Origin of the sequence: Microbacterium sp. GbtcB4 (genome assembly GCF_019091465.1) — a bacterium.
In the GTDB taxonomy this organism is placed as follows: Bacteria; Actinomycetota; Actinomycetes; order Actinomycetales; family Microbacteriaceae; genus Microbacterium; species Microbacterium paraoxydans.
Window position 1 is genome coordinate 66,484 of the sequence record NZ_JAGXJJ010000005.1, and the last position, 26,512, is coordinate 92,995.

Sequence of the window (26,512 nt, forward strand, 5' to 3'; positions counted from 1 at the left end):
TCCCTCGGGAACCGGCGGCCTTCGTCGTGGGCGTCAGCGCCAGTGCGCGCGTTCGTACTGCGGCGGCCAGGCGACCGTGTCGCCCAGCTCGTGCGCGGCCCGGAGCGCGAAGTGCGGGTCGCGCAGCCACTCCCGTCCGGCGAAGATCGCGTCGGCCGCCCCGTCGGCGAGCACCTGCTCGGCCTGGGCGGCGGCGGTGATGAGGCCCACGGCCGACACCGGGATCCGCCCGCCCTGGCGGACCGTCTCGGCCAGCGGGACCTGGTAGCCGGGGGAGACGCTGATGCGCTGGTGCGCGACGAGGCCGCCGCTGGAGACGTCGATGAGGTCGGCGCCGCGCGCGGTCGCCCAGCCGCCGACCGTCGCGGCCTCCTCGGGCGTGAACCCGCCCTCTGCGTGATCCGTCGCCGAGATGCGGACGAACAGCGGCACGTCGTCGCCGGCCGCCTCGCGCACCGCGTCCACGACGCGCAGCAGCAGCCGGGCCCGGTTCTCCAGCGAGCCGCCGTACTCGTCCTCGCGGAGGTTCGACAGCGGCGACAGGAACTGGTGCAGGAGGTAGCCATGGGCTCCGTGGATCTCGATGACGTCGAAGCCCGCCTCGAGCGCCCGACGGGTCGCCGCGGCGAACCCGTCGACCACGCGGTCGATGCCGTCCGCGTCCAGCGCGACCGGCGCGGCGAACCCCTCGTAGGCGACCGCGGACGGGGCGGTTGACGTCCATCCGCCCGCGGCGGTGGGGACCGAGCCGCGCTCGTCGGCCCAGGGCCACCAGGTCGAGGCCTTCCGCCCGGCGTGCGCGAGCTGGATGCCCGCGGCGGCCCCGCGGTCGTGGATCGCGCGGACGATCGGGGCGAGGGCGTCGCGCTGCGCGTCGTCCCACAGCCCGAGATCGCGAGGGGAGATGCGCCCCTCCGGCACGACGGCCGTGGCCTCGGCCACGATGAGCCCGGCGCCGCCCGAGGCGAACTGCGCGAGGTGGGTGTGGTGCCACTCCTGCGCCACGCCGTCGACGGCGCTGTACATGCACATGGGGGAGACCCAGAGGCGGTTGCGGAACGTGGTCGACCGGATGGTCAGCGGGGAGAAGAGAAGACTCACCGTTCGACGGTACCGCCGACGCGGACGGGACAGGGCCGTCGGGCTAACGTGGAGTCATGAGCGACGTGCGCGAGTGGTCCCGCAGCGACGCGGCGCGGTTCTTCCGCGCGCCGACCGCCGAGGATGACAAGTACTCGCGGGGCGTCGTGGGCATCCGCACCGGATCGGCCGCCTACCCCGGCGCCGCGGTGCTGGGCGTCGAGGCCGCCTGGCGCACCGGTGCCGGATTCGTCCGCTACGTCGGCGCGCCGTCGGCGGTGGCGGCGGTGCTCGCCCGACGCCCGGAGACCGTCGGCGGGCCGGATGCCGGACGCACGCGGATCGGCGCCTGGGTGATCGGCTCCGGGACCGATCCGGACGACCGGAGCGTGGCGGAGGCGCAGGCGCTGCGGGATATCGTCGGCGGCGACGTCCCCGTGGTCATCGACGCCGGAGCGCTCGATCTGGCGCCGAGCGCCCGCGCCCCGTTCGTCGCCACTCCGCACGGCCGGGAGTTCGCGCGGCTGCGCGAGCGCGTCGGCATCGACGGGGCCGGGGACGATCTCGGCGACGTCCGCGACGTGTCCGCCGCGATCGACGGCGTGGTGCTGCGCAAGGGCGCACGCACCCTGCTCGCCGCACCTGACGGCACGCTCATCGCCGTCGAAGCGGGGACCGGCTGGCTCGCGACGGCCGGGACGGGGGACGTGCTGGCGGGGATCGTCGCCGCCGTGATCGCCGCGAATCCGGACAGCCCGCTCGTCGAGTCCGCCGCGGCGGCCGTCTGGCTGCACGGGCACGCCGCCCGCCTCGCCGCTGCGGCGACCGCGGGCGAGAGCGGTCATCCGATCGTGGCGCTCGACGTCGCGGAGGCGCTGCCCCGCGCGGTCGCGGACCTCCTGTCGTGAGGACCACGGTCCGGGGGAGCCTGGTCGCGCTGTGGATCGCCTTCCTCCTCGTCCACCTCCTGACCGCAGGGCTGGGCTGGGTCTACCCGAGCCAGCCCATGGGGGACGTCGTGCTGGTCTACGAGCCCTGGGCGACGGCGGCGTGGAGCGGCGGGGAGATCGTGGGCGTCACGGAGTCCTGGGTGTATCCGCAGCTCGCGCTCCTGCCGATGATGCTCGCGGCCGTGCTCGCCGCCCCGTTCCTCCCGCTGCTCGGCGTCTCGGGCGCCTACCTCATCGGGTGGGCGCTGCTGGTCACGGTGCTCGACGCCGTCGCCTTCGCCGTGCTCGTCGGGCGCGGACACGTGCGGGCGCGGCGCACCGCCGCATGGTTCTGGTGCGCGGCGCTGCTGCTCCTCGGACCCATCGCGCTGTACCGCATCGATGCCGTCACCGTGCCGATCGCCGTCGTGGCCGGCCTCTGGCTGGTGACCCGCCCGACCATCGCCGCGGCGCTGCTGACCATCGGCGCCTGGATCAAGATCTGGCCCGGTGCGCTGCTCCTCGCGGCGGTCGTGGCCGCGAGGGCGCGGCTGCGGATGCTCCTGGCCGCCGCGGGCGTCACGGCCGGTGTGGTGGTGGTGCTCCTGCTGCTCGGCGCTGACACCGAGATCCTCGGCTTCCTCACCGCGCAGACCGGCCGGGGACTCCAGATCGAGGCGGTCGCCGCGACCCCGTTCCTCTGGATGGCCGTGACAGGGGCCGCCCGCATCGAGTACAGCTACGACATCCTCACCTTCCAGATCGTCGCGCCGGGCGCGGAGGCCCTCGCGACGATCCTCACCCCGCTCCTGGTGCTCGCCGCCGCCGTCGTCACCGTCGTCGGTGGGGTCAAGGCCGCCCGCGGCGCGTCGTTCGCGCGACTCTTCCCGCCGCTGGCCCTGCTCCTGGTGACGGTGCTCATCGCCCTGAACAAGGTCGGCTCGCCGCAGTTCCAGACCTGGTTGCTCGCACCGGTGATCCTGTGGCTCGTGCTCGACCGCCGCCGGGCGCGCACCGCCGCCGCCCTCGTGCTCGCGCTGTGCCTCCTCACGTGTCTCGTGTATCCGCTGAGCTATGACGGGCTGCTGCGTGCCGAAGCCGCCCCGGTCCTGCTGCTCACGATGCGCAACGCCCTGCTCGTCGTCCTCGCCGCCGTGAGCGCCGTCGCGCTCGCGCGGGTCCCCGCCGTCCGTCGTCCCCGAACCCAGGAGTGAACCCATGCTGATCGCCTTCTCCGTCGCCCCCAGCGGCACGCCCGCCGACGGCGCCGAGCGCCCCGATGCGTCCGTGCACGACGCCGTGGCCGCCGCGGTGCGCGTCGTCCGCGCGTCGGGGCTTCCGCACCGCACGACGAGCATGTTCACCGAGATCGAGGGGCCCGACTGGGACACCGTGATGGACGTGGTCAAGCGGGCGACCGAGGCGGTCCTGCCGTACGGATCGCGGGTGTCCCTCGTCCTCAAGGCGGACATCCGCCCCGGGTACACGGGAGAGCTCGACGCCAAGGTCGAGCGTCTGGAGGCGGCGATCGAGGAGTCCGACGACCGGTAAGCTGAACCGGTGAATCCCTCGACACCTTCGAGGGGTGCGGCGAAGTGGGCGCTCCTCTCCCTCGCCATCGGCAGTTTCGGCATCGGCATGACCGAGTTCGTCGTCATGGGGCTGCTGCCGAACATCGCCGCCGACCTCCTCCCGTCCGTCTGGGCGTCGAGCCAGGAGGAGGCGCTGAGCCAGGCCGGCTGGTTGATCTCGCTGTACGCACTCGGCGTGGTCATCGGCGCCCCGACCATCGCCGGCTTCGTCGCCCGCTATCCGCGGCATCGGGTGATGATCGTGCTCGCCCTCGCGCTGACCGTCTTCAACGCGCTCACCGTGGTGCTGCCGACGTTCGAGCTCGTCGGGGTCTCGCGCTTCCTCGCCGGGCTCCCGCACGGCGCCTACTTCGGCATCGGCGCGCTGGTCGCCGCCGATGTGATGGGGCCGGGCAACCGTGCCAAGGGCGTCGCGTTCATCCTCACCGGGCTCACGGTCGCCAATGTCGTCGGCGTGCCGCTGGGCACCTTCCTCGGCCAGGAGTGGGGCTGGCGCGCGGCCTTCGCGGTCGTCGCGCTCGTCTTCGCGCTCGCCACCGTCTTCATCGCGCTGTTCGTGCCCGCGCACCCGGGGAACCCCGGACGCACGATGCGGGCGGAGCTCGGGGTGTTCCGCATCGGTCAGGTCTGGTTCACGCTCGGCGTCGGGGCGATCGGCTTCGGCGGGTTCTTCGCCGTCTACAGCTACATCGCCCCGCTCGTTACGGAGGTGGCCGGATCGCCGGACTGGGTCGTGCCGATCGTGCTCGTGCTGATGGGGCTCGGCATGACGGGCGGGAACCTCGTCGGCGGTCATCTCGCGGACATCGACCTCCGCCGGACGCTGCTGCTGGGCCTCGCCGCGATGGCCGTCGTGTTCGCTCTCCTCGCGGTGCTCTCGTTCTGGATCGTGAGCCTGAGCCTCGTCGTCGTCCTCGTCGGTTTCGTCTCCTCCGTGCTCAGCCCGACGATCCAGACGCGGTTGATGGACGTGGCCGGCGACAACCAGTCCATCGCGGCGGCCATGAACCACTCCGCTCTGAACATCGGCAACAGCCTCGGTGCCTTCCTCGGGGGCATCGTGATCGCGATCGGCTGGGGCTTCACGGCACCGGCGTGGACCGGGGCGGTGCTCGCGGTGGCCGGACTCCTCATCGCTCTGGTGTCGTACCGCGTGGAGGCACGGCGGGTCGCGCAGACGCCGGTCCTCGCGTCGTAGAGTGACGGGGTGACCGCTCCCGACGACGACCTCCCGCTCGCCGGAACCGTCGTGCTGCTGCGCCCGAGCCCCGGTGGCTTCGAGGTGCTGCTGCTGCGCCGTCCGTCGCGGGGCTCCTTCGCGGACGCCTGGGTGTTCCCCGGGGGGAAGGTCGAGCCGGAGGATCGGCGGGCGGGCGCGGCGGAGATCGACGACGCACGCCGGGCCGCCGCCCGGGAGACCGCGGAGGAGGTCGGACTCGTCGTCGACGACCTGGTGCCTCTGTCGGAGTGGCACCCGCCCGCGGAGGCACCCGTGCGGATCCGCACCTGGTTCTTCCTCGCCCTCGCCCCGGATGCCGAGCCGTCACCGGCGGCCGACGAGGTCGTCGAGCTCGCCTGGGTGTCACCGGACACGGCCTTCGAGCGGCACGCGACGGGGGAATGGCGGCTCTTCCCGCCCACCTGGGTCACGCTGCACCGGCTCTCCGCCTTCACCGACGTCGAGGCCGCGCTGGCGTCCGGCGGAGCGGTCGAGCTGTTCCAGACGGAGGTGCGCGACGGGGGCGGGGCGTTCGGCTGGGCGCAGGGGACTCTTCACGCCCACACCCTGCCGTGGCGGTTCGACCCGGCCTGACGCGGTTCAGGCGTCGAGCAGGCGCCGCAGGTGCGTGCCGACGGCCTCGGTCTCGATGAGAAACCCGTCGTGGCCGAAGTCGCTCGTGAGCACCACAGCCTCGCCGTCGAGCACGTTCCGGATGCTCCGGGCGATCCGCTGCTGACCGTCGACGGGGAAGAGGCGGTCGCTGTCGATGCCGAGGACGAGGGTCGTCGCGGTCACCGCCTTCAGGGCCTCCTCCACGCCGCCGCGGCCGCGGCCGACGTCGTGCGAGTTCATGGCCTCGACGAGGGTGATGTAGCTGTTGGCGTCGAAGCGGCGCGTGAACTTATTCCCGTGGAAGTCGAGGTAGGACTCGACGGCGAAGCGTCCGCCGTGACCGAGCGGCGACACGTCCGACTGCCAGGAGCGCTGGAACCGCTGGTTGAGCTCGATCGGGCTGCGGTAGTTCAGCAGCGCCATGCGGCGGGCGAGGGCCAGGCCGCGGTGCGGGCCGTCGCCGTCCGCGAGGTCGTAGTACTCGCCGCCCTGGAACCGCGGGTCCATGCGGATGGTCTCGAGCTGCACGGTGTTGAGCGCGATCTGGTCGGCCGTGGTGACCGGGGGCGAGGAGAGCACGGCGAGGCGCCGCACCCGGTCGGGCTGCGAAACCGCCCATTCCAGGGCATGCATGCCACCCATCGAGCCGCCGATCACCGCTGCCCAGGTGTCGATGCCGAGCGCGTCGGCCAGGCGCACCTGCGCGGCGACCTGGTCGCGGATGGTGAGGTAGGGAAAGCGCGACGCCCACTCGTAGCCGTCCGGGGCGATGCTCGCGGGGCCGGTCGATCCCTGGCAGCCGCCGAGCATGTTCGGCGCGATCACGAACCACTCGTCGGTGTCGAGCGGCGCACCGGGGCCGACGACGTCCTCCCACCAGCCGGCGGTCGGGTGGCCGGCACCGGCGTCTCCGCGCACGTGGCTGTCCCCGGTGAGGGCATGCAGGACGAGCACGGCGTTGTCGCGTGCGGCGTTGAGCTCCCCCCAGCTCTCGTACGCGAGGCGGATGCCGGGGAGCTGGGCTCCGCTCTCCGTGTCGAAGGCGCCGAACGCGGCGAACCGGCGGCCGCCGACGGGGTCGCCGTCGCGCCAGGCGCCGGTGGCCGGTGGCCGGGCACGGAGCAGCCGGACGTCGGCCTCCGTCACCGGTGCCGACGGCACCGTGTCCTCGGAGGTCGTCTGCCAGTCCATGTCTCCATTCTCGCCTGGCCGGTCGGTCCCGGCCCGCAGGTTACGACACCGGGAACGACGAAGGCCCCGGACCGTGCGGTCCGGGGCCTTCGCGGAGAGGGTGCTCAGGCGCGCGCGGCCTCGGAGACGGCGCGGGCGGCGGCGAGCGCCTGGTCGAGATCGGCCTTGAGGTCCTCGATGTTCTCGAGTCCCACGGACAGGCGGACGAGGCCGGGGGTCACACCCGCGGTGAGCTGCTGCTCGGGCGTGAGCTGGGCGTGCGTCGTGGAAGCCGGGTGGATGACGAGCGAGCGCACGTCGCCGATGTTGGCGAGGTGGCTGAACAGGGAGAGGCTGTTGACGAACTCGCGTCCGGCCTCGACACCGCCCTTGAGCTCGAACGACAGCACGGCGCCGACACCCTTCGGGGCGTACTCGTTCGCCTTGGCGTACCAGGGCGAGGACGGCAGGCCGGAGTAGTTGACCGCGGCCACGTCGTCGCGGCTGTCCAGCCACTCGGCGATCTCCTGGGCGTTCTGCACGTGGCGCTCGATGCGCAGCGACAGCGTCTCGACACCCTGGATGAGGTTCCACGCGCTCTGCGGGGCGATGGCCGAGCCGAGGTCGCGGAGCAGCTGCACCCGGGCCTTGATGATGTAGGCGAGCGGGTCGCCGACCGCGGCCGTGTAGCTGGCGCCGTGGTACGACGGGTCCGGCTCGGTGAGTCCGGGGAACTTCTCGACGTTCTCCGACCACGCGAACGAACCGCCGTCGATCACGACGCCGCCGATCGTGGTGCCGTGGCCGCCGAGGAACTTCGTGATCGAGTGGACGACGATGTCGGCGCCGTGCTCGAACGGACGGATGAGGTACGGGGTCGCGATCGTGTTGTCGACGATCAGCGGGACGCCGTTCTCGTGCGCGATGTCGGCGACCGTGCGGATGTCGAGAACGTTGATCTGCGGGTTGCCGATGGTCTCCGCGAAGAACAGCTTCGTGTTCGGGCGGACGGCGCGACGCCACTCCTCCGGGTCGTCCTGGTTCTCGACGAAGGTGACCTCGATGCCGAGCTTGGCGAGGGTGTACTTGAAGAGGTTGTACGTGCCGCCGTAGATCGAGCTCGACGCGACGAAGTGGTCGCCGGCCTGCGCGATGTTGAGGATCGCGAAGGTGGAGGCGGCCTGACCGCTGGAGAGGACGAGGGCGCCGGTGCCCCCTTCGAGCGCGGCGAGGCGCTGCTCCAGGACGTCCTGGGTCGGGTTCTGGATGCGGGTGTAGATGTTGCCGAACTCGGCGAGCGCGAAGAGGTTCGCGGCGTGGTCGGCGCTGTCGAACACGTAGGACGTGGTCTGGTAGATCGGCGTCGCCCTGGCCTTGGTGACCGGGTCGGGGGCGGCGCCCGAGTGGATCTGCTTGGTCTCGAAACGCCAGGTCTCGGGTGCGGACATGTGTTCCCCCTGGAACGGTCGGAAGGTCGGATGGGCTGGTGCCCTTGCAGCGAGAGTACGGAATATCGCGCCGTGTCAACAACGACCGGGAAATGTGACGTAACACGGCGAGGGGGCTGCGAACGGGCGGAACCCGCGCGGACATCGTACGGTGGAGGACATGGCCAACAGACGTGCAGTGGTGACAGGTGCGAGTTCCGGGATCGGTCAGGCGACGGTGCGGGTGCTGCGGTCTCGGGGGTGGGACGTCGTCGGCGTCGCCCGCCGTGCGGACCGGCTCGCCGCCCTGTCCGCCGAGACCGGGGCGTCGACGATCGCCTGTGACCTGACCGACGACGCGGCGGTGGCGGCGCTCCTCGGGGAGCTCGAGCGCACCGGACCCGTGCACGCCCTCGTCCAGGTCGCCGGTGGCGCGCGGGGGACCGACCGCGTCGAGGACGCCGCGCTCGCCGACTGGCAGTGGATGTACGACGCGAACGTCCTCGCGACCCAGCGCCTCGTCGCCGGACTGCTGCCGCTGCTCCGTCGCACCGCGGACGTGGACGGGCACGCCGACCTCCTGTTCGTGACCTCGACGGCCGCGCAGACCGCCTACCCGGGCGGCGCAGGCTACAACGCGGCGAAGGCGGCCGAGGCGATGCTCGTCCGGGCGCTGCGTCAGGAGCTGAACGGCGAGCCGCTCCGGGTGGCCGAGGTCGCTCCGGGGATGGTGCACACGGAGGAGTTCACGCTGAACCGGCTCGGGGGCGACGCCGTCGCCGCGGAGGCCGTGTACTCCGGGGTCGAGGCGCCCCTTCGCGCCGAGGACGTGGCGGACGTGATCGCCTATGCTCTGGACGCTCCCGCCCACGTGAACCTCGACCTCGTCACGATGCGGCCCGTCGCCCAGTCGGCGCAGCACCTGCTCGCGCGAGGCCCGCTGCGGGTCCGGCCCGTCGAGTGAGCGGAGGACGCACCCTCGCGGAGCTCGCCGACGAGGGACTGATCGACGCGGGATGGGCGGAGGCGCTGGCCCCGGTGCAGGACACCATCACGGCGCTCGGGGAGCGGCTGCGCGCCGAGCAGGCGGCCGGTCACGGATATCTCCCCGCGGGGCCGAACGTGCTGCGCGCCTTCCAGCGTCCACTCGCCGACGTGCGTGTGCTCATCACGGGCCAGGACCCCTATCCGACCCCCGGGCACCCGATCGGGCTGTCGTTCGCCGTGGACCGCGATGTGCGGCCCCTGCCGCGGAGCCTGACGAACATCTACAAGGAGCGGGAGGCCGACCTCGGCCTCCCGCCCGCACCGCACGGAGACCTCACCGCGTGGAGCGATCAGGGCGTGCTGCTGCTCAACCGCGTCCTGACGGTGCGCCCCGGAGCGGCCGCCTCCCACCGCGGCTGGGGATGGGAGCAGGTGACGGAGCTCGCGATCCGCACCCTCGTGGCCCGGGAGCAGCCGCTCGTCGCGATCCTCTGGGGGCGTGACGCGGCGAACCTCCAGCCCCTTCTCGGCGACACCCCCGTGATCGCCTCGGCGCATCCGTCCCCTCTCTCCGCGAGCCGTGGCTTCTTCGGCTCCCGGCCCTTCTCCCGCGCGAACGCGCTCCTGGAGGGACTCGGCAGTGCTCCGGTGGATTGGAGGGTGGAGGGCGAGGCGTCCGGCTCTCTAAGCTGAGCGCATGCAGTTCGAGCCGGGGGACCGCCGCCGCGTTCTCCCGCGTCATCTGCGACCGGCGACCGCGCCGGACACGTTCTCCTACGTCATCAGACCGGCACGCGCGGCCGATCTGCCGCACGTGCGGGAGATCTACAACCACTTCGTCAGCAATTCGGCCGTCACCCTGGACGAGCGCCGCAGCAGCATCCCGTATTGGCGGGACAAGTTCACCCTGCTGGAGCGGCTCGGGCTGCCCTTCCTCGTGGCGGTGTCGCCCTCCGGCGCCATCCTCGGGTATGCGCTCGCGCAGCCGTGGGCGGGCAAGAACGCCTACCGGTACACGGTCGAGGACTCGATCTACCTCGGTCCCGGCGCGGCCGGCAAGGGCCTCGGGTCGGCCCTTCTGCAGGCGCTGATCGCGGCGTGCGAGCAGCGGGGGCTCCGGGAGATGGTCGCCGTCATCAGCGACCAGGGTGCGGAGGCCTCGATCCGGCTGCACGAGAAGCTGGGCTTCGTGGAGGCCGGTCGTATGGGGCGCGTCGGCCACAAGTTCGGCCGCGACCTCGGCACCGTCTACCTGCGCCGCGTGCTGCGCCCGTCCCGCCCTCGCCGTCGCCTCTCGCTCTTCCCGCGCTGACCCCTCGACCCACCCCTTTGTGTGCCTCCCAACCCGTTGCGAGCGCACGCAAAGGGCCGGGGCGGCCGCAAAGGGGTGGGTCGGCGATCAGGCGTCGGGGATGACGGGGATCGCGGAGAGCAGGGTGCGGGTGTAGTCCGCGGTCGGGTGCAGGAGCACGTCGCGCGTCGGACCGCGCTCGACGATGCGGCCGTCCTTCATGACGACGACCGTGTCGCAGAGGTTCTGCACCACGCCGATGTCGTGCGACACGAGCAGCAGCGTGAGCTCGTCCGCGACTCGGAGTTCCGCGAGCAGCTCGAGGATCTGTGCGCGCACCGTGACGTCCAGCGCCGACAGCGGCTCGTCGCCCACGAGGATCCGCGGACGATGGACGAGCGCACGGGCGAGAGCGATCCGCTGCCGCTGCCCCCCGGAGAACTCGTGCGGATAGCGGTCGCCCATCTCGGGGTCCAGGCCGACCCGGGCCATGACCTCGCGCACCCGTGCCCGATGGTCGCCGTCGATGCCGAGGGCCCACAACGGCTCCCGCACGATCTGCCCCGCGGTCATCCGGGGGTCGAGGGAGGCGTAGGGATCCTGGAAGACGAGACCCGTCTGCCGACGCAACCAGTGCAGGGATCGCGCGGAGGCCCCGGCGTCGACGATCCGGCCGTCGACCGACACGGTGCCCGCGGTCGGTCGGTCCAGGCCCAGCAGGAGTCGCACGAGTGTCGACTTCCCCGAGCCGGACTCGCCGATGATCCCCAGGGAGGCGCCCTCGGGCACGTCGAGGTCGGTCGGCTGGAGCGCCGTCTGCCGCCGCGTCCGCTCGAACGCCGTCCGCTTCGGCACGACGAAGTCCCGTCGCAGCCCGCGCGCTTCGATCAGGCTCATGCCGTTCCTCCCTCGGGCCGCCAGAGGGTCGCGGTCGCGTCCCGCAGCAGCCCCTGCGTGACAGGAGAGGTCGGCGCGGTCAGCAGCCGCGACACCGGTGCGCTCTCGACGACGCGACCGTGCTCCAGCACGACGCCCTCGGTCGCCACCTGGGACAGCACCGCGAGGTCGTGCGTGATGAACAGGAGCGACATGCCCTCGTCGGCGACGAGCCCGAGCAGCAGTGACAGGATCTCGGCCTGGATCGTCACGTCGAGGGCGGTCGTGGGCTCGTCCGCGATCAGCAGCCGCGGGCGGCAGGCGAGGGCCATGGCGATCGCGACGCGCTGCCGCTGGCCGCCGGAGAGCTGGTGCGGATACCGGTCGACGATGGTCTCCGGGTCGGGGAGTCGCACGCGGGCGGCTTCCGCGATCGCCCGCTCACGGGCCTCGCGCCGGCCCAGGCCTTCGTGGATGCGGATGGACTCCGCGATCTGGCGGCCGACCGTCCGGATCGGGTTGAGCGCCGTCCGGGGCTCCTGGAACACGATGCCGATGTCGTCACCGCGCAGCCGGGCGAGCTCACGGTCCGGCATCCCGATCAGCTCAGTGCCGTCCCACCGGATGCTCCCGTGCGCCGTCGCGCCCTCCGGCAGCAGCCCGAGCACGGCGAGCGCCGTGAGGGACTTGCCGGAGCCGGACTCGCCGATCACCCCGAGCCGGGTGCCGTCGGGGACCTGGAGCGAGACGCCGTCGACCACCCGGCGTCCGTCGATCTCGATGACGAGATCCTCGACCGTCAGACTCATGCGACCACCGCCGGTGTGTGCGTCTCGGCGGCACGGTGCCGCAGGGTGGGGTCCGTGGCTTCGCGGAGCCCGTCGCCGAGCAGGTTGAGGGCGAGCACGGTCAAAGTGATCGTGAGCCCGGGCCAGATCACGGTGAGAGGGTGCACGCCGATGTAGCGCTGGAGATCCGCGAGCAGCAGCCCCCAGCTCGGTTCCACGACCGAGGCCCCGAAGCCGAGGTACGACAGGCCGGCCTCCGCGAGGACGGCGACGGCCATCGACCACGAGAGCTGCACGATGAACACCGGAGCCACGTTCGGGAGGAGGTGACGGACGAGGCTCTGCGCGGGGGTGAGGCCGGACGCGCGCGCGGCGAGCACGAAGTCGCTCTGCTGCACGCGACGCAGCTCCGGCCGCGTGACCCGCGCGATGTTCACGCCGAACCCGATCCCCACCGCCCAGATCACGACCCAGAGCGATCCGCCCCACACCGACGAGATCATCATCGCGATCAGCAGCACGGGGAAGGCGATGAGGATGTCGACGAACACGGCGACCGTCTCCCGCACGAGCCGGGTGGTCAGGGCACCGAGGGCGGCGAGGGCGATGCCGACGACGGTGGCCACGAGTCCCGCGCCGACACTGACGAACACGGTCGTCCGCGCCCCCGCCATGAGCAGGCTCAGGATGTCGCGTCCGGTGTCGTCCGTCCCGAGCAGGTGCGGCCAGCCCGGCGGCAGCCAGCGGTCGCCGATGTTCGAGGCCCGCGGGTCGAACGGCGTCCAGAAGAGGGACACGACGGCCGCCAGGGCGACGATGGCGATGACGATCAGTCCGAAGCGGCCGGTCGAGGTCCGCCAGAGCCGAGGGAACCACCGAGCGCTCATGCGGCCTCCCGCTGTCGAGGGTCGATCGCCCGGTGCAGCAGATCCACGAGGAAACCGACCACCAGCACGAAGCCGGTCAGCACGAGCAGCTCGCTCTGCACCTTGACGAGGTCGCGGGTGCCGACGTCTGTCACGAGCATGCGGCCGATGCCCGGAAGCGTGAACAGCTGCTCGATCACGACCGAGCCGACGATGATCCCGGCGACCTGGAGGCCGAGCACCGTGATGATGGAGAGCCCGACCGCGGGGATGCCGTGCTGGATGAGGGCGCGGGTCTTCGTCAGACCCTTGGCGGCCGCGGTGCGGACGAAGTCCTGTCCGGCCGCCTGCAGGGTCGCGCTGCGCACGAAGCGCATGAGCATGGCGCCCTCGACGATGCCGATCGTGAGGGCGGGCAGCAGCAGCGCCTCGATCGCTCTGCCCGGTGTCGACCACCCGGTGCGGGGGAAGCCCTGGGGCGGCAGCCAGCCGAGCCACACGGAGAACACGACGATCAGCATCATGCCCGCCCAGACGACGGGGACGGCCGCGAGAGCCTGCGCGCCCACGCTGAGCGCCGTGCCGTCGCGGTGGCCGCGACGCAGGGCGGCGAGGATCCCGAACGGCACGGCGATGAGCACGGCGATCACCAGCGACATGATCCCGAGCGGAACCGTGACCTGTGCCTTCAGCAGCAGCTCCTCGCCGACGGAGGCGCCGGACAGCAGCGACGTGCCCAGGTCGCCGCGGAGGATGCCGCCGATCCAGTCGGCGTACTGCGCGAGCAGAGGCTGGTTCAGCCCCAGCGACTCCCGCAGCGCCTCGACCTCGGCGGGGGAGGCCTGGGTGCCGGCGATGAGCTGGGCCACGTCGCCGGGGAAGACGCGCAGGGTGAGGAAGATGAGCGCGCTCGACACGAGGAGCCCTGCGATCAGCAGGGCTCCTCGGACGAGCGCGTAACGCAGCACGGAGCGTCGACCGTCGTCAGCTCGCGGCGGAGACGGTCACACCCGCGAGGTTGATGCGCGAGTTGATCGAGTCCTCCGGGAAGCCGCTGACGACCGGATTCACGGCGGTGATGGTCTGACCGTTGTAGAGCCAGTCCGCCGCGTGGTCCTCGGACACGATCCGGGCCGCCTCGGCGAGGAGCTTCGCGGAGGCCTCGGGATCGACCTCGGCCAGCGCCTGCGTGTAGAGGTCCTGCACCTCGGCGTTGTCGTAGCCGAAGTAGTAGTCCGGGTTGGCGAAGTTGCCGAAGTCCCGCGGCTCGACGTGCAGGACGAAGCTGAGGTCGTAGTCCTTGTTGGTGTACACGTCCTCGAGCCAGGTCGGGAACTCCACGGAATCGACCTCGAGGTTCACGCCCACCTTGTCGAAGTCCGAGATGAGCACCTTCGGGACGGTGGTGCCGTAGAACGACGGGATCGTCAGCGTGAGGTCGAGGTCCTCCTGGCCGGCCTCGGCGAGCAGCTCCTTGGCCCGCTCGGGGTCGTAGGAGATGACGTCGGAGAGGTCCTCGTAGCCGGGGTCGAGCTCGGGGATGGGGCCGTACAACGGCGTGCCGGCGCCGACGGCCTCGATGAGCGCCTCGTGGTCGATCGCCAGGCGCAGGGCCTCGCGCACCCGGACGTCGTCCAGCGGCGCCTTCTTGTTGTTGAAGGCGAGCGTGGCCTTGTCGGTCGTGCGGCCCGTCGTGAGGCTGAAGTCACCCGAGTCCTCGAGCTGCGGAGCCAGGTTCGGGTCGACGGCGGTGAGGACGTCCACGTCGCCGGCGAGCGCCGCGTTCACGCCAGCCGTGAAGTCGGGGATGTACTGGAACTCGACCTCGGCGACGCCGGCCGGCTCGCCCCAGTAGTCGTCGTTGCGGGCGAAGGTGATCGTGCTGCCCTTGTTCCAGCGGGTGAGGGTGAACGGTCCCGTGCCGTTCTCCGCGGTCTTCAGATCGGTGGTGTCGCCCTTCTTGAAGACGAGGCCGGCCGGACCGGTGAGGGCGAAGAGGAAGTTCTGGTTCGGCTCCGACAGCACGATCTCGACGGTCGTGTCGTCCGGAGCGGAGATCGAGGAGACGGACGCGAACTCCGCGTTGCCCTGCACGGTCTCGTCGGTGCGGACGGTCTCGTAGGAGGAGACGACGTCGGCCGCCGTCAGGGGCGAGCCGTCGTGGAAGGTGATCCCGTCGTTGAGGGTGAAGGTGTAGGTGAGGCCATCGTCCGACACCTCGTAGTCCGAGGCGAGCCGCTCCACGACCTCGTTGTCCTGCGTGCGGCTGACCAGTCCCTCGTAGATGTTGTCGATGAGGATCTGCTCCAGCGCGGCACCGCTGGTGTGGCGGATGTCGAGGTTGGTGGGCTCGAGCACGAGACCGACGTGCAGGGTGGCGTCGGGGTCGGGTTCGCCGCCCGCCGACGGTGCAGGATCGGCGGAGCCGGAGCAGGCGCTGAGGATCACGGCGGTGGCCGCGAGGGCGGAGATCAGCGCGAGGCGTCGATGACGTCGGAACATGGGTGTTTCCTCTCGGTGCGGCAGGTGCTGTGTGCCGGTGGGACGAGCCTAGGGTCGGGCGGGATGCGGCGCGGCGGCCGTGGAACGGAACGTCATATTCCGGCGGCGGCCGCGGAGCCGACGAGAGCGGCGAGGTCTCGGGGTGCGGTCTCCTGCACGTTGTGCGTGGCGTCCATCGCGACGACCCGCGCCTCCGGGAGGCGGCGCTGGAATTCCTCTGCGTCGGCAGCGCTCACGAAGCCGCGCTCGGCGCGGACGAGCGTGACGGGCGCAGTGACCGCCGCCAGGTCGTCCCAGCCGGTCTCATGCAGGACCGACGGCGCCGTCGCCGTGCCGGGGTCGTGGGCGGCCAGAGCGGTGGCGGCGAGGTGGGCGAAGTGGTGCTTCCACTCGACGCGGCCGTCCGCGCGGACACGGGTGTTGAGGAAGACGCCGCGCTCGGTCTCGGGGCGAGTGCCGCCGAACCCCAGGGCCATCGCCTTGTCGACGAGCTCGTCGCGGGTCGCGAAGTCCGTGGGCCCGGCGTAGAACTCCCGGAGCGCCGCGGGGCCGGCGGACACGTCGATCCCGGGAGTGATGTCGACGACGATCAGAGCGGCCACGAGGTCGGGCCGCGCCGCGGCGACGGCGGCGCCGGTGAGACCGCCGAGCGACTGTCCCACCAGGATCTGCGGCGCGGAGCCCCACGCGTCCAGAGCGGCGACGACGTCGGCGGCGAGGGTGCGGGGGGAGTAGTCCGCGTCGTCGCGCCAGGAGGAGTCGCCGTGGCCGGCGAGGTCGATCGCCAGGAGCGGCTGCCCCAGCGCCAGCGCCGTCGTGTCCCAGGTGTGAGCGTTCAGACCGGCGCCGTGCAGCAGAGTGATGCGCGGCGGCTCGGACCCGAAGTGCAGCCCGCTCACGACGCGACCCTCGGGGAGGGGGAGCGTCAGGCGCTCCACGGTCGGAAGCGGCACGCCGAGCGCGTCGGCCTGCGCGGGAAGATAGGAGAACTCGCTGGTGTCGATCGCCACGCGGCTATTCTGCGCCCCGATTCGACCTCGCAGGAAATGTCGGAGCAAAGTGACAAGATGAACGATGATACGGCAGCGCGATATGCAGAGAAATTGCGCTCGAAAGTTCGCAGTCTGCATTTCGGCGAGGGCGGTCGCGCACCGTCTCCCGCGCCCGGCGCCGAATATCATGGAGGTATGACCGAACAGCGCGTGCACCTGTCCAAGACGGAGCCTGCGGCCTACCAGGCCCTCGACGCCTTCTCGAAGACGGTCGGCGCGATCTGCGCCGAGAACGGGATCGACGATCGCCTGAAGGAGATCGTCATGATCCACTGCTCGCAGCTGAACGGCTGCAGCTATTGCACGCGGGTGCACGTGGACCGGGCGGTCGCCGCAGGGCTGGACGTCGACACGATCAGCCAGATCTCGGTGTGGCGCGAGAGCGGTGTGTTCAGCGATCGGGAGCGTGCCGCGCTCGAACTGGCGGAAGCCTTCACGTTCATCGCGGAGGACGGCATCTCCGACGAGGTCTACGACCTGGTGGGGAGCGTGTTCACCGAGAAGGAGTACGCCGCGTTGAGCTGGGCATGCGTGTCGATCAACGCCTTCAACCGCATCGTCATCGCCGGGCGCTATCCGGTGCCCCCGCGCGGCTCCCAGGCGGGGGCGTGACGATCCTCGACGTCGAGGGCGTCGCGAACGTCCGGGACGTCGGCGGGATCCCCGCGGAGGGTGGGCGCATCCGCCCCGGCGTCCTGCTGCGCTCCGGTCAGCTCTCCACCGCGACGACGAACGGCGCCGCGCTCCTGAGGTCTGCGGTGCGCCACATCGTCGACCTCCGCGACGGGGAGGAGGTCGCCGCGGAGCCGAGCGAGATCGAGGGCCCGGAGACGACTCACCTGCCTTTGTTCCTCGGGTCCGTGCGCTCCTTCTTCGAATCCGACACGAGCCTCGACGACCTGTACCTGCATCTCCTGGAGGAGAGTGGGGAGCGCCTGGTCGCCGCTGTCCGGGTGATCGCCGCGGGGGAGCCGACCCTGGTGCACTGCACGGTGGGTAAGGACCGCACGGGTGTGACGGTCGCGTTGGCGCTCTCGGCGGTCGGCGCCGATCGGGATGCCGTCATCGCCGACTACGCCCTCACCGAGTCGCAGTTGCCGGCCGAACGCTCGCGGCGCATCGCCGCGTATCTGCGGTCGCAGCACCCCGAGGCGGTGCACGCGGTGGATCTCGCGACCCGCTCTCCCGCCGAGGTGATGCGTCGCCTGCTGGCCCAGGTGGACGAGCGCTGGGGGTCGGCGGCCGGCTACCTGCGGGCGAACGGCATGACCGAGAGGGAGCTCACCGCGCTGCGCGAGGCCCTCGTCGAGCCGGTGACGGAAGAAGGCGTCGTCGAAGGTTAGGCAAGCCTTCGCTTGGTGTACGATGGGATCACCATGGACACCACGCTCGACACCCGAGGCACGCGTGCGGCTCGCCGCGCGGCGCGCCGTCGCGCACACCACCTGGTGACCGCCGACGAGCACTCGCTGCTCGACCTCGAGGCGTTCCTCGCGACCCTCCCGCTGTGCGCGTCCGGTCGCATCTTCATCGAGGTTCCCGACGCCTCCGACATCGGCGTCATCCACGCGCCCGGTCGCATGACGGTCACCTGGCTCGCCCGCTCCGCGCGCTCCGGAGCCCCGGGAAGCGGTCGCGGCTGCGCGCCCGGACAGGCCCTGGCCCGAGCCACCTGCGCATGGGCCGACGAGATGCTCGTGGACGACGAGGTCGAGACGCACGTCACGCTGCTCGGGGGTTACCTCGGCACCGCCGACATCGTCGAGCACCTCACCGACCGCCTCGGCGTGGCCGTGAACCGGATCCGCGTGCCGGAGCGCTTCGGACTGCTTCCCGTCGAGGGCTGAGTCAGCGGGAGCGGCGCACGTAATTGCCGTCTTCCAGTCCCGCTTCGATCTCGAAGCGGTTCCGCAGCGGGTTGCGTCCCGCGAACAGATAGAGCACCGGCATCAGGAAGCCGTAGCGCAGCCACTGCTGCTTGTGCACGGCCTCGTGGCGCAGCACCGCGTCGGTGGGCCGCGCGTCGCCGGTGAGGAAGCACCCGCCCACGCAGACGCCACCGCGGTGGAAGGTCCATCGGGGCATGCCCCGGAACACCCAGAGTCCGCCGCGCCGTTCGATCGGACCGGTGCTCCACAGCGCGCCCCAGATCCAGCCGACGGCCGTTCCCCAGAGGTAGCCCAGGCGGCTGATCGGGGAGCGCAGCAGGAAGGAGGGGATGCGGCGGTCCGCCCGGCGTCCGCGGGCGAGGCGCTCCGCCGCGACCGCCTCCCAGTCGGGTGCCGGGCTCACGCGACGGCTCCGACGAGGCGCAGGATCGCGCCGAGGTCGTCGACGGCGTCGGCCGGCGTGCGAGGGGCGAAGCCCGCGATGGTTGCCCCGGCGAGGGGGACGCGGCTCCGGAGCTCGCGGATCGCCGTGCTCAGGGACGCGGGGGTCACGCCGAAGGGCACGGCGGCGGAGACTCCGGTGAACGACGCCGGGTCGAGGACGTCGACGTCGATGTGCACCCACACCCGCTGCGCCCCGGTGGCCTGCACGGCGTCGGCCAGCGCCCCGGGGTCGTCCAGATCGGCCACCCCGAGATTCCGGAGGCGGTCCCATTCGTCGGTCTCGGACTCGTCGAGGTTCCGGACACCCACGGTGACGACGCGATCGCGGGGGATGCCGGGGGACAGAGCGAGCTGCGGTTCTCCCTCACCGAGGACCGCACGCAGCGCCATGCCGGAGAAGGCCCCGGACGGCGAGGTGTCCGGCGTGTGCAGATCGCCGTGCGCATCGCACCAGACCACGGCGAGGTCGTCGGTTCCGCCGGGGAGCGTGTCGAGTGCGGCGACAGTGATGCTGCAGTCGCCGCCGATCAGCACGGTTACGGCTTCGAGATGTCCGGCGACGAGATCCCGCGTACGTGTGAGGGCGCTGAGCCGCCGGACGCCCGTGCCCAGCGCCTCGCCGGCTTCGACCGGAACGTCGAGGACCGTCGTCGCCGCACGCGGGAGATCGCCTGCGATCGCCGACGCGCCGTCGACGAGGAGCATCGCGCGCGCGGCGGGCGAACCCTGCCACTGCGGCACGACCAGGAAACGCACCATGGGGACCTCCCGGAGACGGAACCGCGGATGCCCGGGCGTGCGCCCGGGCATCCGCGTCGGTGTCAGTTGCCTTCGAGCGCCTGGCGCGGCGCGGTGCCGCCGGCCTTCAGCTCGGCGAGGCGCGCCTCGACCTCGGTCAGCTCGCCGAGATCCTCGAGGCTCTCGAACTGGGCGTCGAGGCTCGACGCGGCCAGCTCCGCCTTGCCCTGGGCGAGAGCCTCCTGGCGGCGGACCTTGTCCTCGAACCGGCCGAGCTCGCTGGTGGGGTCGAGCACGTTGATGGAGCTGACCGCGTCCTGCACCTTGGTCTGCGCCTCGGCGACCTTGGCACGGGCGAGGAGCTCGCTGCGCTTGTTCTTCAGCTCGTTGAGCTTGTCCTTCATGCCGTTCAGGCCGCTCTTGAGCTTGTCGACGATCTCCGTCTGGGCCGCGATCTGCGGTTCGGCGCTCGTCGCCTCCCGCTCGGCGCTGATCTGGCGCTGCAGGGCGATCTTCGCGAGGTTGTCGAACTTGTCGGCGTCGGCGGTGTTGCCCGCGCCGCGCATCTCGTCGGCCTTGCGGCTGGCGGCGAGGGCCTTGTTGCCCCATTCGTTGGCCGCCTGCACGTCTTCCTCGTGGTCGCGCTCCAGCAGCCGCAGGTTGCCGATGGTCTCCGCGATGGCGGACTCGGCGTCGGCGATGCTGTTGGTGTAGTCGCGGACGAGCTGGTCGAGCATCTTCTGCGGGTCCTCCGCAGAGTCCAGGAGGGCATTGATGTTCGCGCGGACGAGGGTGGAGATCCGTCCGAAGATGGACTGCTTGGTCATGCGTGGTTCCTTTCAGAGGGGCGTCTTCGAGAGCTTGGCGTATGTGTCTGTGCGGGGGATCAGAAGCGTCGACCTCCGGAGCGTCCGCGTCCGCCGCCGCGGGACCCGCCTCCGCCGAAGCCGGAGCTGCGGAAGCCGCCCGAGGAGCGCCAGCCGCTGCTGCGCCGTGACGAGCCGCCGCCCCCGCCGCCGGCGAGGAGTCCGCCGATGATCCCGCCGAGGATGTCCCCGCCGATGCCGGAGCCGCCGGAACGGGACCCGGAGCCGCCGAAGACTCCGCCCCAGCCGTCGTCCGCGTAGGCGCCGGGGGAGTACGCGCGCAGATCGGCCTGTGCGGCGGATGCGGCCTCGCGCGCGAGACCGAGCGCCCGCTGGGCCTCGGCCAGGGCGTTCTCGACATCCGACGTGCGCAGGGTGAGGGCCTGGGTCAACGCGGCGTCGGCGGCCGCCAGGCGCGTGCGGGCGGTGGAGCCCACGGTGCCGCGGCGTGTCTCGATGAACTCCCGGGCAGCCCGGATCTCGGAGGTCGCCTGGGCGAGGGTCTGCTCCAGGAGCTGCTGGGCCCTTCGGGCGCGCTCCACGGCTTCGTGTCCGTGCGCGATCGCCTCGTCGATCTGCGCGTTCGCCGCCGTGAGGGCGTCGAGGGCCCGCTGCGGGTTGCGTGGCGTGGCGACGAGGTCGGCCTGCGCCCTCTGCAGCTGCGCGGTCACCGCCTGGGACGCACTCGCCAGGGCACCGGTCGGGTCGGGCAGTTGCGCCGCCGCAGCCACATCGCCCTGGAGCTCGGTGACGAGCGCCTGCGCCTGCGCCTCGATGCCGGACAGCTCGGTGCCGAGCGCCGTGATCGCCTGGATCAGCTGCGCCGCCTGCGCCACCGCCTGCTCGGCCGTGCGGATCGCGAACGCCGCCTCACCGGAGCGTCCGCTCGTCAGTGCCTGTGCCGCGGCATCGATCGCTCGATCGGCCAAGGACGCGCGCTCCTGCGCCTGTGCCGGATTGTCCGCAATGGTGCTCAGGGCGGCCCGGTCGTAGGTCGCGGCGAGAGCGGCGAGGGCGGGAGCGGCCGAGGCGAGGAGCGGCGTCAGATCGGCGCGCTCTCGTCGTACCCGCTCCAGCTCCTGCGGTGCGTTCTGCTCGAGCTGGCGCAGCTCGTCGAAGGCCTCGGTGTTGTCGTCGAGGATCTCGTCGATCTCGTCGGCCAGCCGGATGATACGGATGTGCCAGGCGCGCCGGTCGTGGACGGAGTCCTCGATCTCATCGTCGAGCTTCTGCCGGAGATCGAACGCCTCGGCGATCTTCGCCTTCGCCTCGTCGACGGCGCGGGAGAACTCCGCGGTCGCGCCCTCGCCGTACTGCGCCACGGCGAATCCCAGCTCCTCCCGACTCGAGGTGATCGCGTCGTCGGCGCGGACGAGTGCGACGCCGGCCTGCTGCTCGACCTGGGCATCGGTGAGCGTGGAGAACGGGTCGGCGGGATCCGGGGTCTCCGGCATGGCGCCCCGCTCGCGGATGGCTGCGTTGCGGCGTGCGCGTCGGACCAGAGCGACGATGAGCCAGATGAGCAGGGCGGCCGCGACCACCCCGACGACGATCAGCGTGACGCGGAGCGCTCCGGCACCGCCGTCCCCCTGGATCTCGTCGGCGGCCAGCGTGATCGCGCCGACCCAGTCGCCGTCGCCGGCGAGCGGGGCGATGGCGTCTTCGATGGCGGCGAGCTGCGCGTCGCTCAACGGCCCGGAGGAGTCCGCGGAGATGTAGAGGCTGCGCCCCTCGACGGCGATCGCGAGGAGGTACTGATCAGGGCCGAGCCGGTTGTCGTTCGCGACCTGGTCGGCCCAGGCGACGCTGTCGCTCGGGTCGGTGAAGTCGTCGACGAGGACGACGAAGAGATCGGCGGAGGAGTTGTCGGTGAGCTCCTGCAGGCGCGACTCGACCTGTTCCTCCTCGGCGGGGGAGAGGACGTCGGCCTGGTCGGTGACATACCCGGAGTCGAGCGTGAGCGGATCGGTCGCGGACGCCGCCGAGGCGGACAGCGCGCCCGTCGCGACCGCGAGGGCGAGAGCGCCCAGCGCCAGCCACCGTTTCGTCATCGTGTTCCCTCCGACCGGCAGCCGAGCCCCATGTGTCGAGTCTATGCACTGGGTCCGACACGCGACAGCACTCGCGCGCGTCTCGGCGTTCGCCCTCAGCGGAGACACATACGCTGGAAGGCATGGACGACAGGTACGGATCGGACGTGCTGGCGGCGGGCTGGCGCGAGCGCGGCGTGAAGCCGGTGCCGCAGGTGCCCGCGGAGGTCGATCTCGTGGTCGAGGTCGCGGCGGACGGATTCTGCGGTGCGGTGACCAAGGTGCAGGGCGGTGCGGTGGAGCTCGAGGACCGCGTCGGGCGACGGCGGCTGTTCCCCCTCGGCGGCGGCTTCCTCATCGACGGGGCACCCGTCCGCCTCACGGTGCCGGCGGCATCCGCGCAGGGACCCCGCCGCACCGCCTCCGGCTCCTTCGCGGTGGCGGATCAGCGGGCGCGGACGGCGCTGCCCAGCCGGATCCTCGTCGAAGGACGGCACGACGCCGAGCTCGTCGAGAAGGTGTGGGGTGCCGACCTGCGCGTCGAGGGCGTCGTCGTCGAGTACCTCCAGGGCGTGGACCTGCTGGACGACCTCCTCGCGGCGGAGCCGCCGAGCGCACGCCGGCGGTACGGCGTCCTCGTCGACCACCTCGTCCCCGGGTCGAAGGAGTCCCGTATCGCCGAGGCGGTGGCCCGCGGACCGCACGGCCGGCACGTCCGCATCGTCGGCCACCCGTTCGTCGACGTCTGGCAGTGCGTGACCCCTCGCGCCCTCGGCATCGCGGCGTGGCCCGAGATCCCGCGCGGCGTCGACTGGAAGACGGGCATCTGCCGCGCCTTCGGCTGGCCGCACGAGACGCAGGCCGACACCGCCAGGGCCTGGCAGCACATCCTGTCGAAGGTCACGACCTACCGCGACCTGGAGCCCGCGCTCCTGGGCCGGGTGGAAGAGCTGATCGACTTCGTCACCGAGCCCGCGGGCTGACCGCGTCCGGCGGTGGCGGCGCCGGCGACTACCCTGGATCCATGCCCGAACCGCGTACCTTCCGCGACGAGCCGGTGTCCTTCGTGCGTCGGAGCGGCCGGATGTCCGAGGCGCAGGAGCGCGCCTTCACCGATCTCGCCCCGCGCTATCTGCTGGATGTCCCGCGCGCGGTGGCGTGGACCTCCGTGCACCCCGAGGCGCGGTTCGACGTCGTCGCCGAGTACGGCCGGGAGGCGGACCTCTTCGTCGAGATCGGCTCAGGCCAGGGGCATGCCATCGTCGCCGCCGCGTCGAACCGGCCGCGCGACGACTTCCTCGCCGTCGAGGTCTTCCGCGCGGGCCTCGCCCGGACCATGCTCGACGCCGACCGTGCGGGTGTACAGAACCTCCGCGTCGTGGAGGCCAACGCGCCGGAGGTGCTCTCCTCGTACCTGCCGGAGGCCGCGGCGGCCGAGGTGTGGATCTTCTTCCCCGATCCGTGGCACAAGAAGCGCCACACGAAACGTCGTCTGGTGCGGCCCGGATTCGGTGACACGGCGGCCAGGGCGCTGCGCGACGGCGGCCTCCTGCGGCTCGCGACCGACTGGGAGGACTACGCGCTCCAGATGCGGGAGGTGCTGGACGCCGAGCCCCTGTTCGAGCGGGCCTTCGAGGGCGACTGGGCCGAGCGGTTCGACGGTCGGGTCATGACCGCGTTCGAGCGGAAGGGTCTCGCGAAGGGGCGCGACATCCGCGATCTCGTGTACCGCCGACGGGATCGTGCATGACGCAGGCCCCTCCGAGCGCGCCCGTGGGGGTGCGCCTCGTCCCGGCGGCGCTGGTGTGCGCGGCCGCCCCGGCCTTCTTCGTCGTGGCGCTGCCCTGGCTCGGCTGGCTGCTGCTGGCGCTGGGCGTCGGTGCCGCCCTGCTCGTGGAGCGCCGCGGCGAGCCGCTCCCCGGGCCCGACGGATCCCGGCGGCCATCGCTCACGCGGGACCTCTCGCTGATCGCGCTCGGCATGCTCATCGTGAGTGTCATCCCGCTCGCGGCGGAGCTCGACAACCTGGCCATGCTGCGCTTCACCCTCGCGCTCGGCGGTGCGGTGCTCGTGCCGTATCTGATCTCGCGGTTCGCCTTCCGCGACCGGGCGATCCGGTTCCCCTGGCGGACGGGGCAGCGCTGGGGAGTGCTGCACTGGGGCTGGCTCGTCGCGGTGCTGGTGCTCGGCTGGCTGATCCTGCCCTTCTACTTCATCACCAGCGGCGTCTATCAGAACTGGCCCGTGGTGGATACGCCCGATCTCATCGCGCGGCTGTTCGTCGGCGTCGGCGCGGTCGGCATCTGGGATGAGCTGTTCTTCATCTGCACCGTCTTCGCGCTGCTGCGGCGCCATTTCCCCGATGCGCTCGCGAACGCGCTGCAGGCCGTCGTTTTCGTCTCCTTCCTGTGGGAACTCGGGTACCGCGAATGGGGGCCGCTGCTGACCATCCCGTTCGCGCTCCTGCAGGGCTTCATCTTCCTCCGGACGCACTCGCTGGCCTACGTCGTCACAGTGCACCTCCTCTTCGACGCGGTCGTCTTCGCCGTCCTCGTCCACGCCCACAACCCGGGGCTGCTGCCGATCTTCCTCGTCTGACGGGGTGACTTCCCCGGCGTCAGCGGCCACACTCGATGCATGGCCGAGTGGGTGCTGCATGTCGACATGGATCAGTTCATCGCCGCGGTCGAGGTGCGGCGCCGCCCGGAGCTGGCCGGACGGCCGGTCATCGTCGGGGGCCGCGGCGACCCGACCGAGCGGGCCGTCGTCTCGACGGCGTCGTACGAGGCGCGCGCCTTCGGCATCGGGTCGGGGATGCCGTTGAAGATCGCGGCGCGCAAGGCGCCGGAGGACGCGGTGTTCCTGCCGGTGGATCACGCGGAGTACGAGCGGGCGTCGGACGAGGTGATGGCGGCGCTGCGGACGCTGCCCGACGTGGTGCTCGAGGTGATCGGGTGGGACGAGTGCTTCCTCGGCGTCGTGACCGACGACCCGGAGGGCGTCGCGCGGGCCGCGCAGCGCGCGGTGGAGGAGGCGACGGGTCTGCACTGCTCGGTGGGTATCGGAGACAACAAGGTGCGGGCGAAGATCGCGACGGAGTTCGGCAAGCCGCGAGGCGTGTTCCGGCTGACGGCCGACAACTGGTTCGCCGTGATGGGCGACCGGCCCACCCGTGACCTCTGGGGCGTGGGGCCGAAGGTGCAGAAGCGGCTCGCGGCACACGGCATCGCCACGGTGCGCGAACTCGCGGCGGCGGACGAGGAGACCCTCGTCGCGGAGTTCGGTCCCAAGATGGGGCGGTGGTATCTCGGGCTGGGCTCCGGGCTGGGGCCGCGGATCGTCGACGACACTCCGTGGGTGGCACGGAGCCACAGCCGGGAGACCACGTATCAGCAGAACCTCACGACACCTGAGGCGGTGGAGGACGCGCTGCGGGAGCTCGCGGGACACGCGTTCGACGACTGCGCGGCCGAGGGGCGCCCGGTCATGCGGGTGCATCTCAAGGTGCGGTACGCCCCGTTCGAGACGAGGACATTCGGCCGGAAGCTCCCGGCTCCCACGGCTGATCGAGAGGACGTGGTCGCGATGGCGCTCGCCCTCGGCGAGACCCTCGACCCCGCCCGGGAAGTGCGTCTGCTCGGCGTCCGTGCCGAGATGACGATGCCCGACGAACCGGACGGCGTCGAACGCACCCCCGTGCGCGGTCGCATCTGACTCAGTCGCGGACCGTCGCGGCGATCGCGCTCACCTCGATGAGGGTTCCGGGCACGCCGAGGCCCGCCACCCGCGCGGCGGTCACCAGCGGCGGGGCGCCGTCCCTGGCGAGGGTGGCGGCCACGGCACCGTACGCCGCGCGCAGGTCGGCATCCTGGTGGATGAGGATGGTCCAGCTCACGACGTCGTCGAGCGTCACCCCCGCCGACTCCAGCGCGACCCGGGCGTTGTCGAGAGCTCGAAGCGCCTGCGCCCCCACGTCGGGGGAGACGACGGCGCCGGAGGCGTCGACACCGTTCTGCCCTCCGATGTAGACGGTGGTCGCCCCCGGGGGGATGACGGCGGCGTGACTGAATGCGGGGCTGCGGACGAGGCCGTCCGGCTGCAGGAAGGTGATGTCCATGCGCAGATCATGCCCGAGGGCACCGACATCGCGC

At 71.8% G+C, this 26,512-nt stretch carries 29 protein-coding genes; 15 read left to right on the forward strand and 14 right to left on the reverse strand.

Features of this window, described 5'->3' with window-relative positions; all coding sequences use genetic code 11:
* Window positions 1-33: 33 nt before the first annotated feature.
* On the reverse strand, window positions 34-1,101 hold the full coding sequence (locus tag KVS71_RS09645; RefSeq protein WP_217584431.1) for an NADH:flavin oxidoreductase/NADH oxidase: 1,068 nt from the start codon (window positions 1,099-1,101) through the stop codon (window positions 34-36).
* Between the two features lie 56 nt (window positions 1,102-1,157).
* Here KVS71_RS09645 and KVS71_RS09650 point away from each other — a divergent pair, with 56 nt between their 5' ends.
* The 5 genes from KVS71_RS09650 to KVS71_RS09670 are packed head-to-tail and all read left to right on the forward strand — an operon-like array spanning window position 1,158 to window position 5,414.
* On the forward strand, window positions 1,158-1,988 hold the full coding sequence (locus KVS71_RS09650; protein ID WP_217584432.1) for an ADP/ATP-dependent (S)-NAD(P)H-hydrate dehydratase: 831 nt from the start codon (window positions 1,158-1,160) through the stop codon (window positions 1,986-1,988).
* Window positions 1,985-3,223, forward strand: coding sequence for a DUF2029 domain-containing protein (locus KVS71_RS09655; protein WP_060923550.1), 1,239 nt, complete (start codon window positions 1,985-1,987; stop codon window positions 3,221-3,223). Before KVS71_RS09650 ends, KVS71_RS09655 begins: the two co-directional genes overlap by 4 nt.
* Window positions 3,224-3,227: 4 nt before the next feature.
* Window positions 3,228-3,560: a thiamine-binding protein gene (locus KVS71_RS09660; RefSeq protein ID WP_060923549.1), complete on the forward strand. Its 333-nt coding sequence runs from the start codon at window positions 3,228-3,230 to the stop codon at window positions 3,558-3,560.
* 9 nt (window positions 3,561-3,569) lie between these two features.
* Complete coding sequence (locus KVS71_RS09665; RefSeq protein WP_025103074.1) at window positions 3,570-4,799, forward strand: MFS transporter; 1,230 nt, start codon at window positions 3,570-3,572, stop codon at window positions 4,797-4,799.
* 9 nt (window positions 4,800-4,808) lie between these two features.
* Window positions 4,809-5,414, forward strand: a complete 606-nt coding sequence (locus KVS71_RS09670) for an NUDIX domain-containing protein (RefSeq protein ID WP_060923548.1) — start codon at window positions 4,809-4,811, stop codon at window positions 5,412-5,414.
* A gap of 6 nt (window positions 5,415-5,420) precedes the next feature.
* On the opposite strand, the gene KVS71_RS09675 is transcribed toward KVS71_RS09670, so the two are convergent.
* Window positions 5,421-6,626 (reverse strand): homoserine O-acetyltransferase, encoded by a 1,206-nt coding sequence (locus KVS71_RS09675; protein ID WP_217584433.1) that lies wholly within the window; start codon window positions 6,624-6,626, stop codon window positions 5,421-5,423.
* Window positions 6,627-6,730: 104 nt separating this feature from the next.
* Window positions 6,731-8,053 carry a bifunctional o-acetylhomoserine/o-acetylserine sulfhydrylase gene (locus tag KVS71_RS09680; protein ID WP_025103077.1) on the reverse strand — a complete coding sequence of 441 codons (1,323 nt, stop codon included), beginning with the start codon at window positions 8,051-8,053 and terminating at the stop codon, window positions 6,731-6,733.
* Between the two features lie 160 nt (window positions 8,054-8,213).
* Between KVS71_RS09680 and KVS71_RS09685 the strand changes: the two genes are divergently transcribed.
* The 3 genes from KVS71_RS09685 to KVS71_RS09695 are packed head-to-tail and all read left to right on the forward strand — an operon-like array spanning window position 8,214 to window position 10,331.
* The gene (locus KVS71_RS09685) at window positions 8,214-8,996 is read left to right on the forward strand and encodes an SDR family oxidoreductase (RefSeq protein WP_174521450.1); all 783 of its coding nucleotides are present in this window, start codon (window positions 8,214-8,216) and stop codon (window positions 8,994-8,996) included.
* Entirely contained in the window at window positions 8,993-9,712 is a 720-nt protein-coding gene (locus tag KVS71_RS09690) for a uracil-DNA glycosylase (RefSeq protein ID WP_025103079.1), read from the forward strand. Before KVS71_RS09685 ends, KVS71_RS09690 begins: the two co-directional genes overlap by 4 nt.
* A gap of 4 nt (window positions 9,713-9,716) precedes the next feature.
* The gene (locus KVS71_RS09695) at window positions 9,717-10,331 is read left to right on the forward strand and encodes a GNAT family N-acetyltransferase (RefSeq protein ID WP_025103080.1); all 615 of its coding nucleotides are present in this window, start codon (window positions 9,717-9,719) and stop codon (window positions 10,329-10,331) included.
* A gap of 87 nt (window positions 10,332-10,418) precedes the next feature.
* Here the strand turns inward: KVS71_RS09695 and KVS71_RS09700 are convergent, their stop codons facing one another.
* The 6 genes from KVS71_RS09700 to KVS71_RS09725 all read right to left on the reverse strand — a co-directional run bounded on the left by KVS71_RS09700 (window position 10,419) and on the right by KVS71_RS09725 (window position 16,352).
* Complete coding sequence (locus KVS71_RS09700; RefSeq protein WP_144880900.1) at window positions 10,419-11,207, reverse strand: ABC transporter ATP-binding protein; 789 nt, start codon at window positions 11,205-11,207, stop codon at window positions 10,419-10,421.
* On the reverse strand, window positions 11,204-11,995 hold the full coding sequence (locus KVS71_RS09705) for an ABC transporter ATP-binding protein (RefSeq protein ID WP_144880901.1): 792 nt from the start codon (window positions 11,993-11,995) through the stop codon (window positions 11,204-11,206). Before KVS71_RS09705 ends, KVS71_RS09700 begins: the two co-directional genes overlap by 4 nt.
* Entirely contained in the window at window positions 11,992-12,861 is an 870-nt protein-coding gene (locus KVS71_RS09710) for an ABC transporter permease (RefSeq protein WP_126893895.1), read from the reverse strand. Before KVS71_RS09710 ends, KVS71_RS09705 begins: the two co-directional genes overlap by 4 nt.
* Complete coding sequence (locus KVS71_RS09715; protein ID WP_071328318.1) at window positions 12,858-13,808, reverse strand: ABC transporter permease; 951 nt, start codon at window positions 13,806-13,808, stop codon at window positions 12,858-12,860. The genes KVS71_RS09710 and KVS71_RS09715 overlap by 4 nt, the downstream gene beginning before the upstream one ends.
* Before the next feature lie 16 nt (window positions 13,809-13,824).
* Window positions 13,825-15,342: an ABC transporter substrate-binding protein gene (locus KVS71_RS09720; protein WP_060922984.1), complete on the reverse strand. Its 1,518-nt coding sequence runs from the start codon at window positions 15,340-15,342 to the stop codon at window positions 13,825-13,827.
* A gap of 92 nt (window positions 15,343-15,434) precedes the next feature.
* Window positions 15,435-16,352 carry an alpha/beta fold hydrolase gene (locus KVS71_RS09725; RefSeq protein WP_260981386.1) on the reverse strand — a complete coding sequence of 306 codons (918 nt, stop codon included), beginning with the start codon at window positions 16,350-16,352 and terminating at the stop codon, window positions 15,435-15,437.
* Between the two features lie 177 nt (window positions 16,353-16,529).
* Here KVS71_RS09725 and KVS71_RS09730 point away from each other — a divergent pair, with 177 nt between their 5' ends.
* Genes KVS71_RS09730 through KVS71_RS09740 form a run of 3 tightly spaced genes read left to right on the forward strand, consistent with a single transcriptional unit; the run spans window position 16,530 to window position 18,241 of the window.
* On the forward strand, window positions 16,530-17,006 hold the full coding sequence (locus KVS71_RS09730; RefSeq protein ID WP_144880903.1) for a carboxymuconolactone decarboxylase family protein: 477 nt from the start codon (window positions 16,530-16,532) through the stop codon (window positions 17,004-17,006).
* A complete protein-coding gene (locus KVS71_RS09735; protein WP_217584435.1) occupies window positions 17,003-17,737 on the forward strand; it encodes a tyrosine-protein phosphatase in 735 nt (244 codons plus the stop codon). The genes KVS71_RS09730 and KVS71_RS09735 overlap by 4 nt, the downstream gene beginning before the upstream one ends.
* A 33-nt stretch (window positions 17,738-17,770) precedes the next feature.
* Window positions 17,771-18,241 carry an SIP domain-containing protein gene (locus tag KVS71_RS09740; RefSeq protein WP_060922980.1) on the forward strand — a complete coding sequence of 157 codons (471 nt, stop codon included), beginning with the start codon at window positions 17,771-17,773 and terminating at the stop codon, window positions 18,239-18,241.
* A gap of 1 nt (window position 18,242) precedes the next feature.
* On the opposite strand, the gene KVS71_RS09745 is transcribed toward KVS71_RS09740, so the two are convergent.
* The 4 genes from KVS71_RS09745 to KVS71_RS09760 form a co-directional block, all read right to left on the reverse strand.
* Window positions 18,243-18,686, reverse strand: coding sequence for a hypothetical protein (locus KVS71_RS09745; RefSeq protein ID WP_060922979.1), 444 nt, complete (start codon window positions 18,684-18,686; stop codon window positions 18,243-18,245).
* Window positions 18,683-19,486 (reverse strand): arginase family protein, encoded by an 804-nt coding sequence (locus KVS71_RS09750; RefSeq protein ID WP_217584436.1) that lies wholly within the window; start codon window positions 19,484-19,486, stop codon window positions 18,683-18,685. The genes KVS71_RS09745 and KVS71_RS09750 overlap by 4 nt, the downstream gene beginning before the upstream one ends.
* A 62-nt stretch (window positions 19,487-19,548) precedes the next feature.
* Complete coding sequence (locus KVS71_RS09755; RefSeq protein WP_025103092.1) at window positions 19,549-20,292, reverse strand: PspA/IM30 family protein; 744 nt, start codon at window positions 20,290-20,292, stop codon at window positions 19,549-19,551.
* A gap of 59 nt (window positions 20,293-20,351) precedes the next feature.
* Window positions 20,352-22,382, reverse strand: coding sequence for a TPM domain-containing protein (locus tag KVS71_RS09760; RefSeq protein ID WP_217584437.1), 2,031 nt, complete (start codon window positions 22,380-22,382; stop codon window positions 20,352-20,354).
* Window positions 22,383-22,504: 122 nt separating this feature from the next.
* Here KVS71_RS09760 and KVS71_RS09765 point away from each other — a divergent pair, with 122 nt between their 5' ends.
* From KVS71_RS09765 to KVS71_RS09780, 4 genes are read left to right on the forward strand one after another with little or no spacing between them, the layout of a single operon-like run.
* A complete protein-coding gene (locus KVS71_RS09765; RefSeq protein ID WP_126893903.1) occupies window positions 22,505-23,344 on the forward strand; it encodes a DUF3097 domain-containing protein in 840 nt (279 codons plus the stop codon).
* Between the two features lie 41 nt (window positions 23,345-23,385).
* Window positions 23,386-24,111: a tRNA (guanosine(46)-N7)-methyltransferase TrmB gene (gene trmB / locus KVS71_RS09770; RefSeq protein WP_105949585.1), complete on the forward strand. Its 726-nt coding sequence runs from the start codon at window positions 23,386-23,388 to the stop codon at window positions 24,109-24,111.
* On the forward strand, window positions 24,108-24,959 hold the full coding sequence (locus KVS71_RS09775; RefSeq protein ID WP_060923042.1) for a CPBP family intramembrane glutamic endopeptidase: 852 nt from the start codon (window positions 24,108-24,110) through the stop codon (window positions 24,957-24,959). Before trmB ends, KVS71_RS09775 begins: the two co-directional genes overlap by 4 nt.
* 39 nt (window positions 24,960-24,998) lie before the next feature.
* Window positions 24,999-26,075 (forward strand): DNA polymerase IV, encoded by a 1,077-nt coding sequence (locus tag KVS71_RS09780; RefSeq protein ID WP_105949587.1) that lies wholly within the window; start codon window positions 24,999-25,001, stop codon window positions 26,073-26,075.
* Window position 26,076: 1 nt separating this feature from the next.
* Here the strand turns inward: KVS71_RS09780 and KVS71_RS09785 are convergent, their stop codons facing one another.
* The gene (locus KVS71_RS09785; protein WP_060923047.1) at window positions 26,077-26,478 is read right to left on the reverse strand and encodes a RidA family protein; all 402 of its coding nucleotides are present in this window, start codon (window positions 26,476-26,478) and stop codon (window positions 26,077-26,079) included.
* Between the last annotated feature and the right edge of the window lie 34 nt (window positions 26,479-26,512).

Coding starts and splice junctions, on each gene's coding strand:
- KVS71_RS09720 (WP_060922984.1), bottom strand. CDS start 15,342: ATGTTCCGACGTCATCGACGCCTCGCGCTGATCTCCGCCCTCGCGGCC.
- KVS71_RS09775 (WP_060923042.1), top strand. CDS start 24,108: ATGACGCAGGCCCCTCCGAGCGCGCCCGTGGGGGTGCGCCTCGTCCCG.
- KVS71_RS09750 (WP_217584436.1), bottom strand. CDS start 19,486: ATGGTGCGTTTCCTGGTCGTGCCGCAGTGGCAGGGTTCGCCCGCCGCG.
- KVS71_RS09780 (WP_105949587.1), top strand. CDS start 24,999: ATGGCCGAGTGGGTGCTGCATGTCGACATGGATCAGTTCATCGCCGCG.
- KVS71_RS09680 (WP_025103077.1), bottom strand. CDS start 8,053: ATGTCCGCACCCGAGACCTGGCGTTTCGAGACCAAGCAGATCCACTCG.
- KVS71_RS09760 (WP_217584437.1), bottom strand. CDS start 22,382: ATGACGAAACGGTGGCTGGCGCTGGGCGCTCTCGCCCTCGCGGTCGCG.
- KVS71_RS09700 (WP_144880900.1), bottom strand. CDS start 11,207: ATGAGCCTGATCGAAGCGCGCGGGCTGCGACGGGACTTCGTCGTGCCG.
- KVS71_RS09675 (WP_217584433.1), bottom strand. CDS start 6,626: ATGGACTGGCAGACGACCTCCGAGGACACGGTGCCGTCGGCACCGGTG.
- KVS71_RS09785 (WP_060923047.1), bottom strand. CDS start 26,478: ATGGACATCACCTTCCTGCAGCCGGACGGCCTCGTCCGCAGCCCCGCA.
- KVS71_RS09695 (WP_025103080.1), top strand. CDS start 9,717: ATGCAGTTCGAGCCGGGGGACCGCCGCCGCGTTCTCCCGCGTCATCTG.
- KVS71_RS09685 (WP_174521450.1), top strand. CDS start 8,214: ATGGCCAACAGACGTGCAGTGGTGACAGGTGCGAGTTCCGGGATCGGT.
- trmB (WP_105949585.1), top strand. CDS start 23,386: ATGCCCGAACCGCGTACCTTCCGCGACGAGCCGGTGTCCTTCGTGCGT.
- KVS71_RS09650 (WP_217584432.1), top strand. CDS start 1,158: ATGAGCGACGTGCGCGAGTGGTCCCGCAGCGACGCGGCGCGGTTCTTC.
- KVS71_RS09730 (WP_144880903.1), top strand. CDS start 16,530: ATGACCGAACAGCGCGTGCACCTGTCCAAGACGGAGCCTGCGGCCTAC.
- KVS71_RS09705 (WP_144880901.1), bottom strand. CDS start 11,995: ATGAGTCTGACGGTCGAGGATCTCGTCATCGAGATCGACGGACGCCGG.
- KVS71_RS09710 (WP_126893895.1), bottom strand. CDS start 12,861: ATGAGCGCTCGGTGGTTCCCTCGGCTCTGGCGGACCTCGACCGGCCGC.
- KVS71_RS09740 (WP_060922980.1), top strand. CDS start 17,771: ATGGACACCACGCTCGACACCCGAGGCACGCGTGCGGCTCGCCGCGCG.
- KVS71_RS09765 (WP_126893903.1), top strand. CDS start 22,505: ATGGACGACAGGTACGGATCGGACGTGCTGGCGGCGGGCTGGCGCGAG.
- KVS71_RS09660 (WP_060923549.1), top strand. CDS start 3,228: ATGCTGATCGCCTTCTCCGTCGCCCCCAGCGGCACGCCCGCCGACGGC.
- KVS71_RS09755 (WP_025103092.1), bottom strand. CDS start 20,292: ATGACCAAGCAGTCCATCTTCGGACGGATCTCCACCCTCGTCCGCGCG.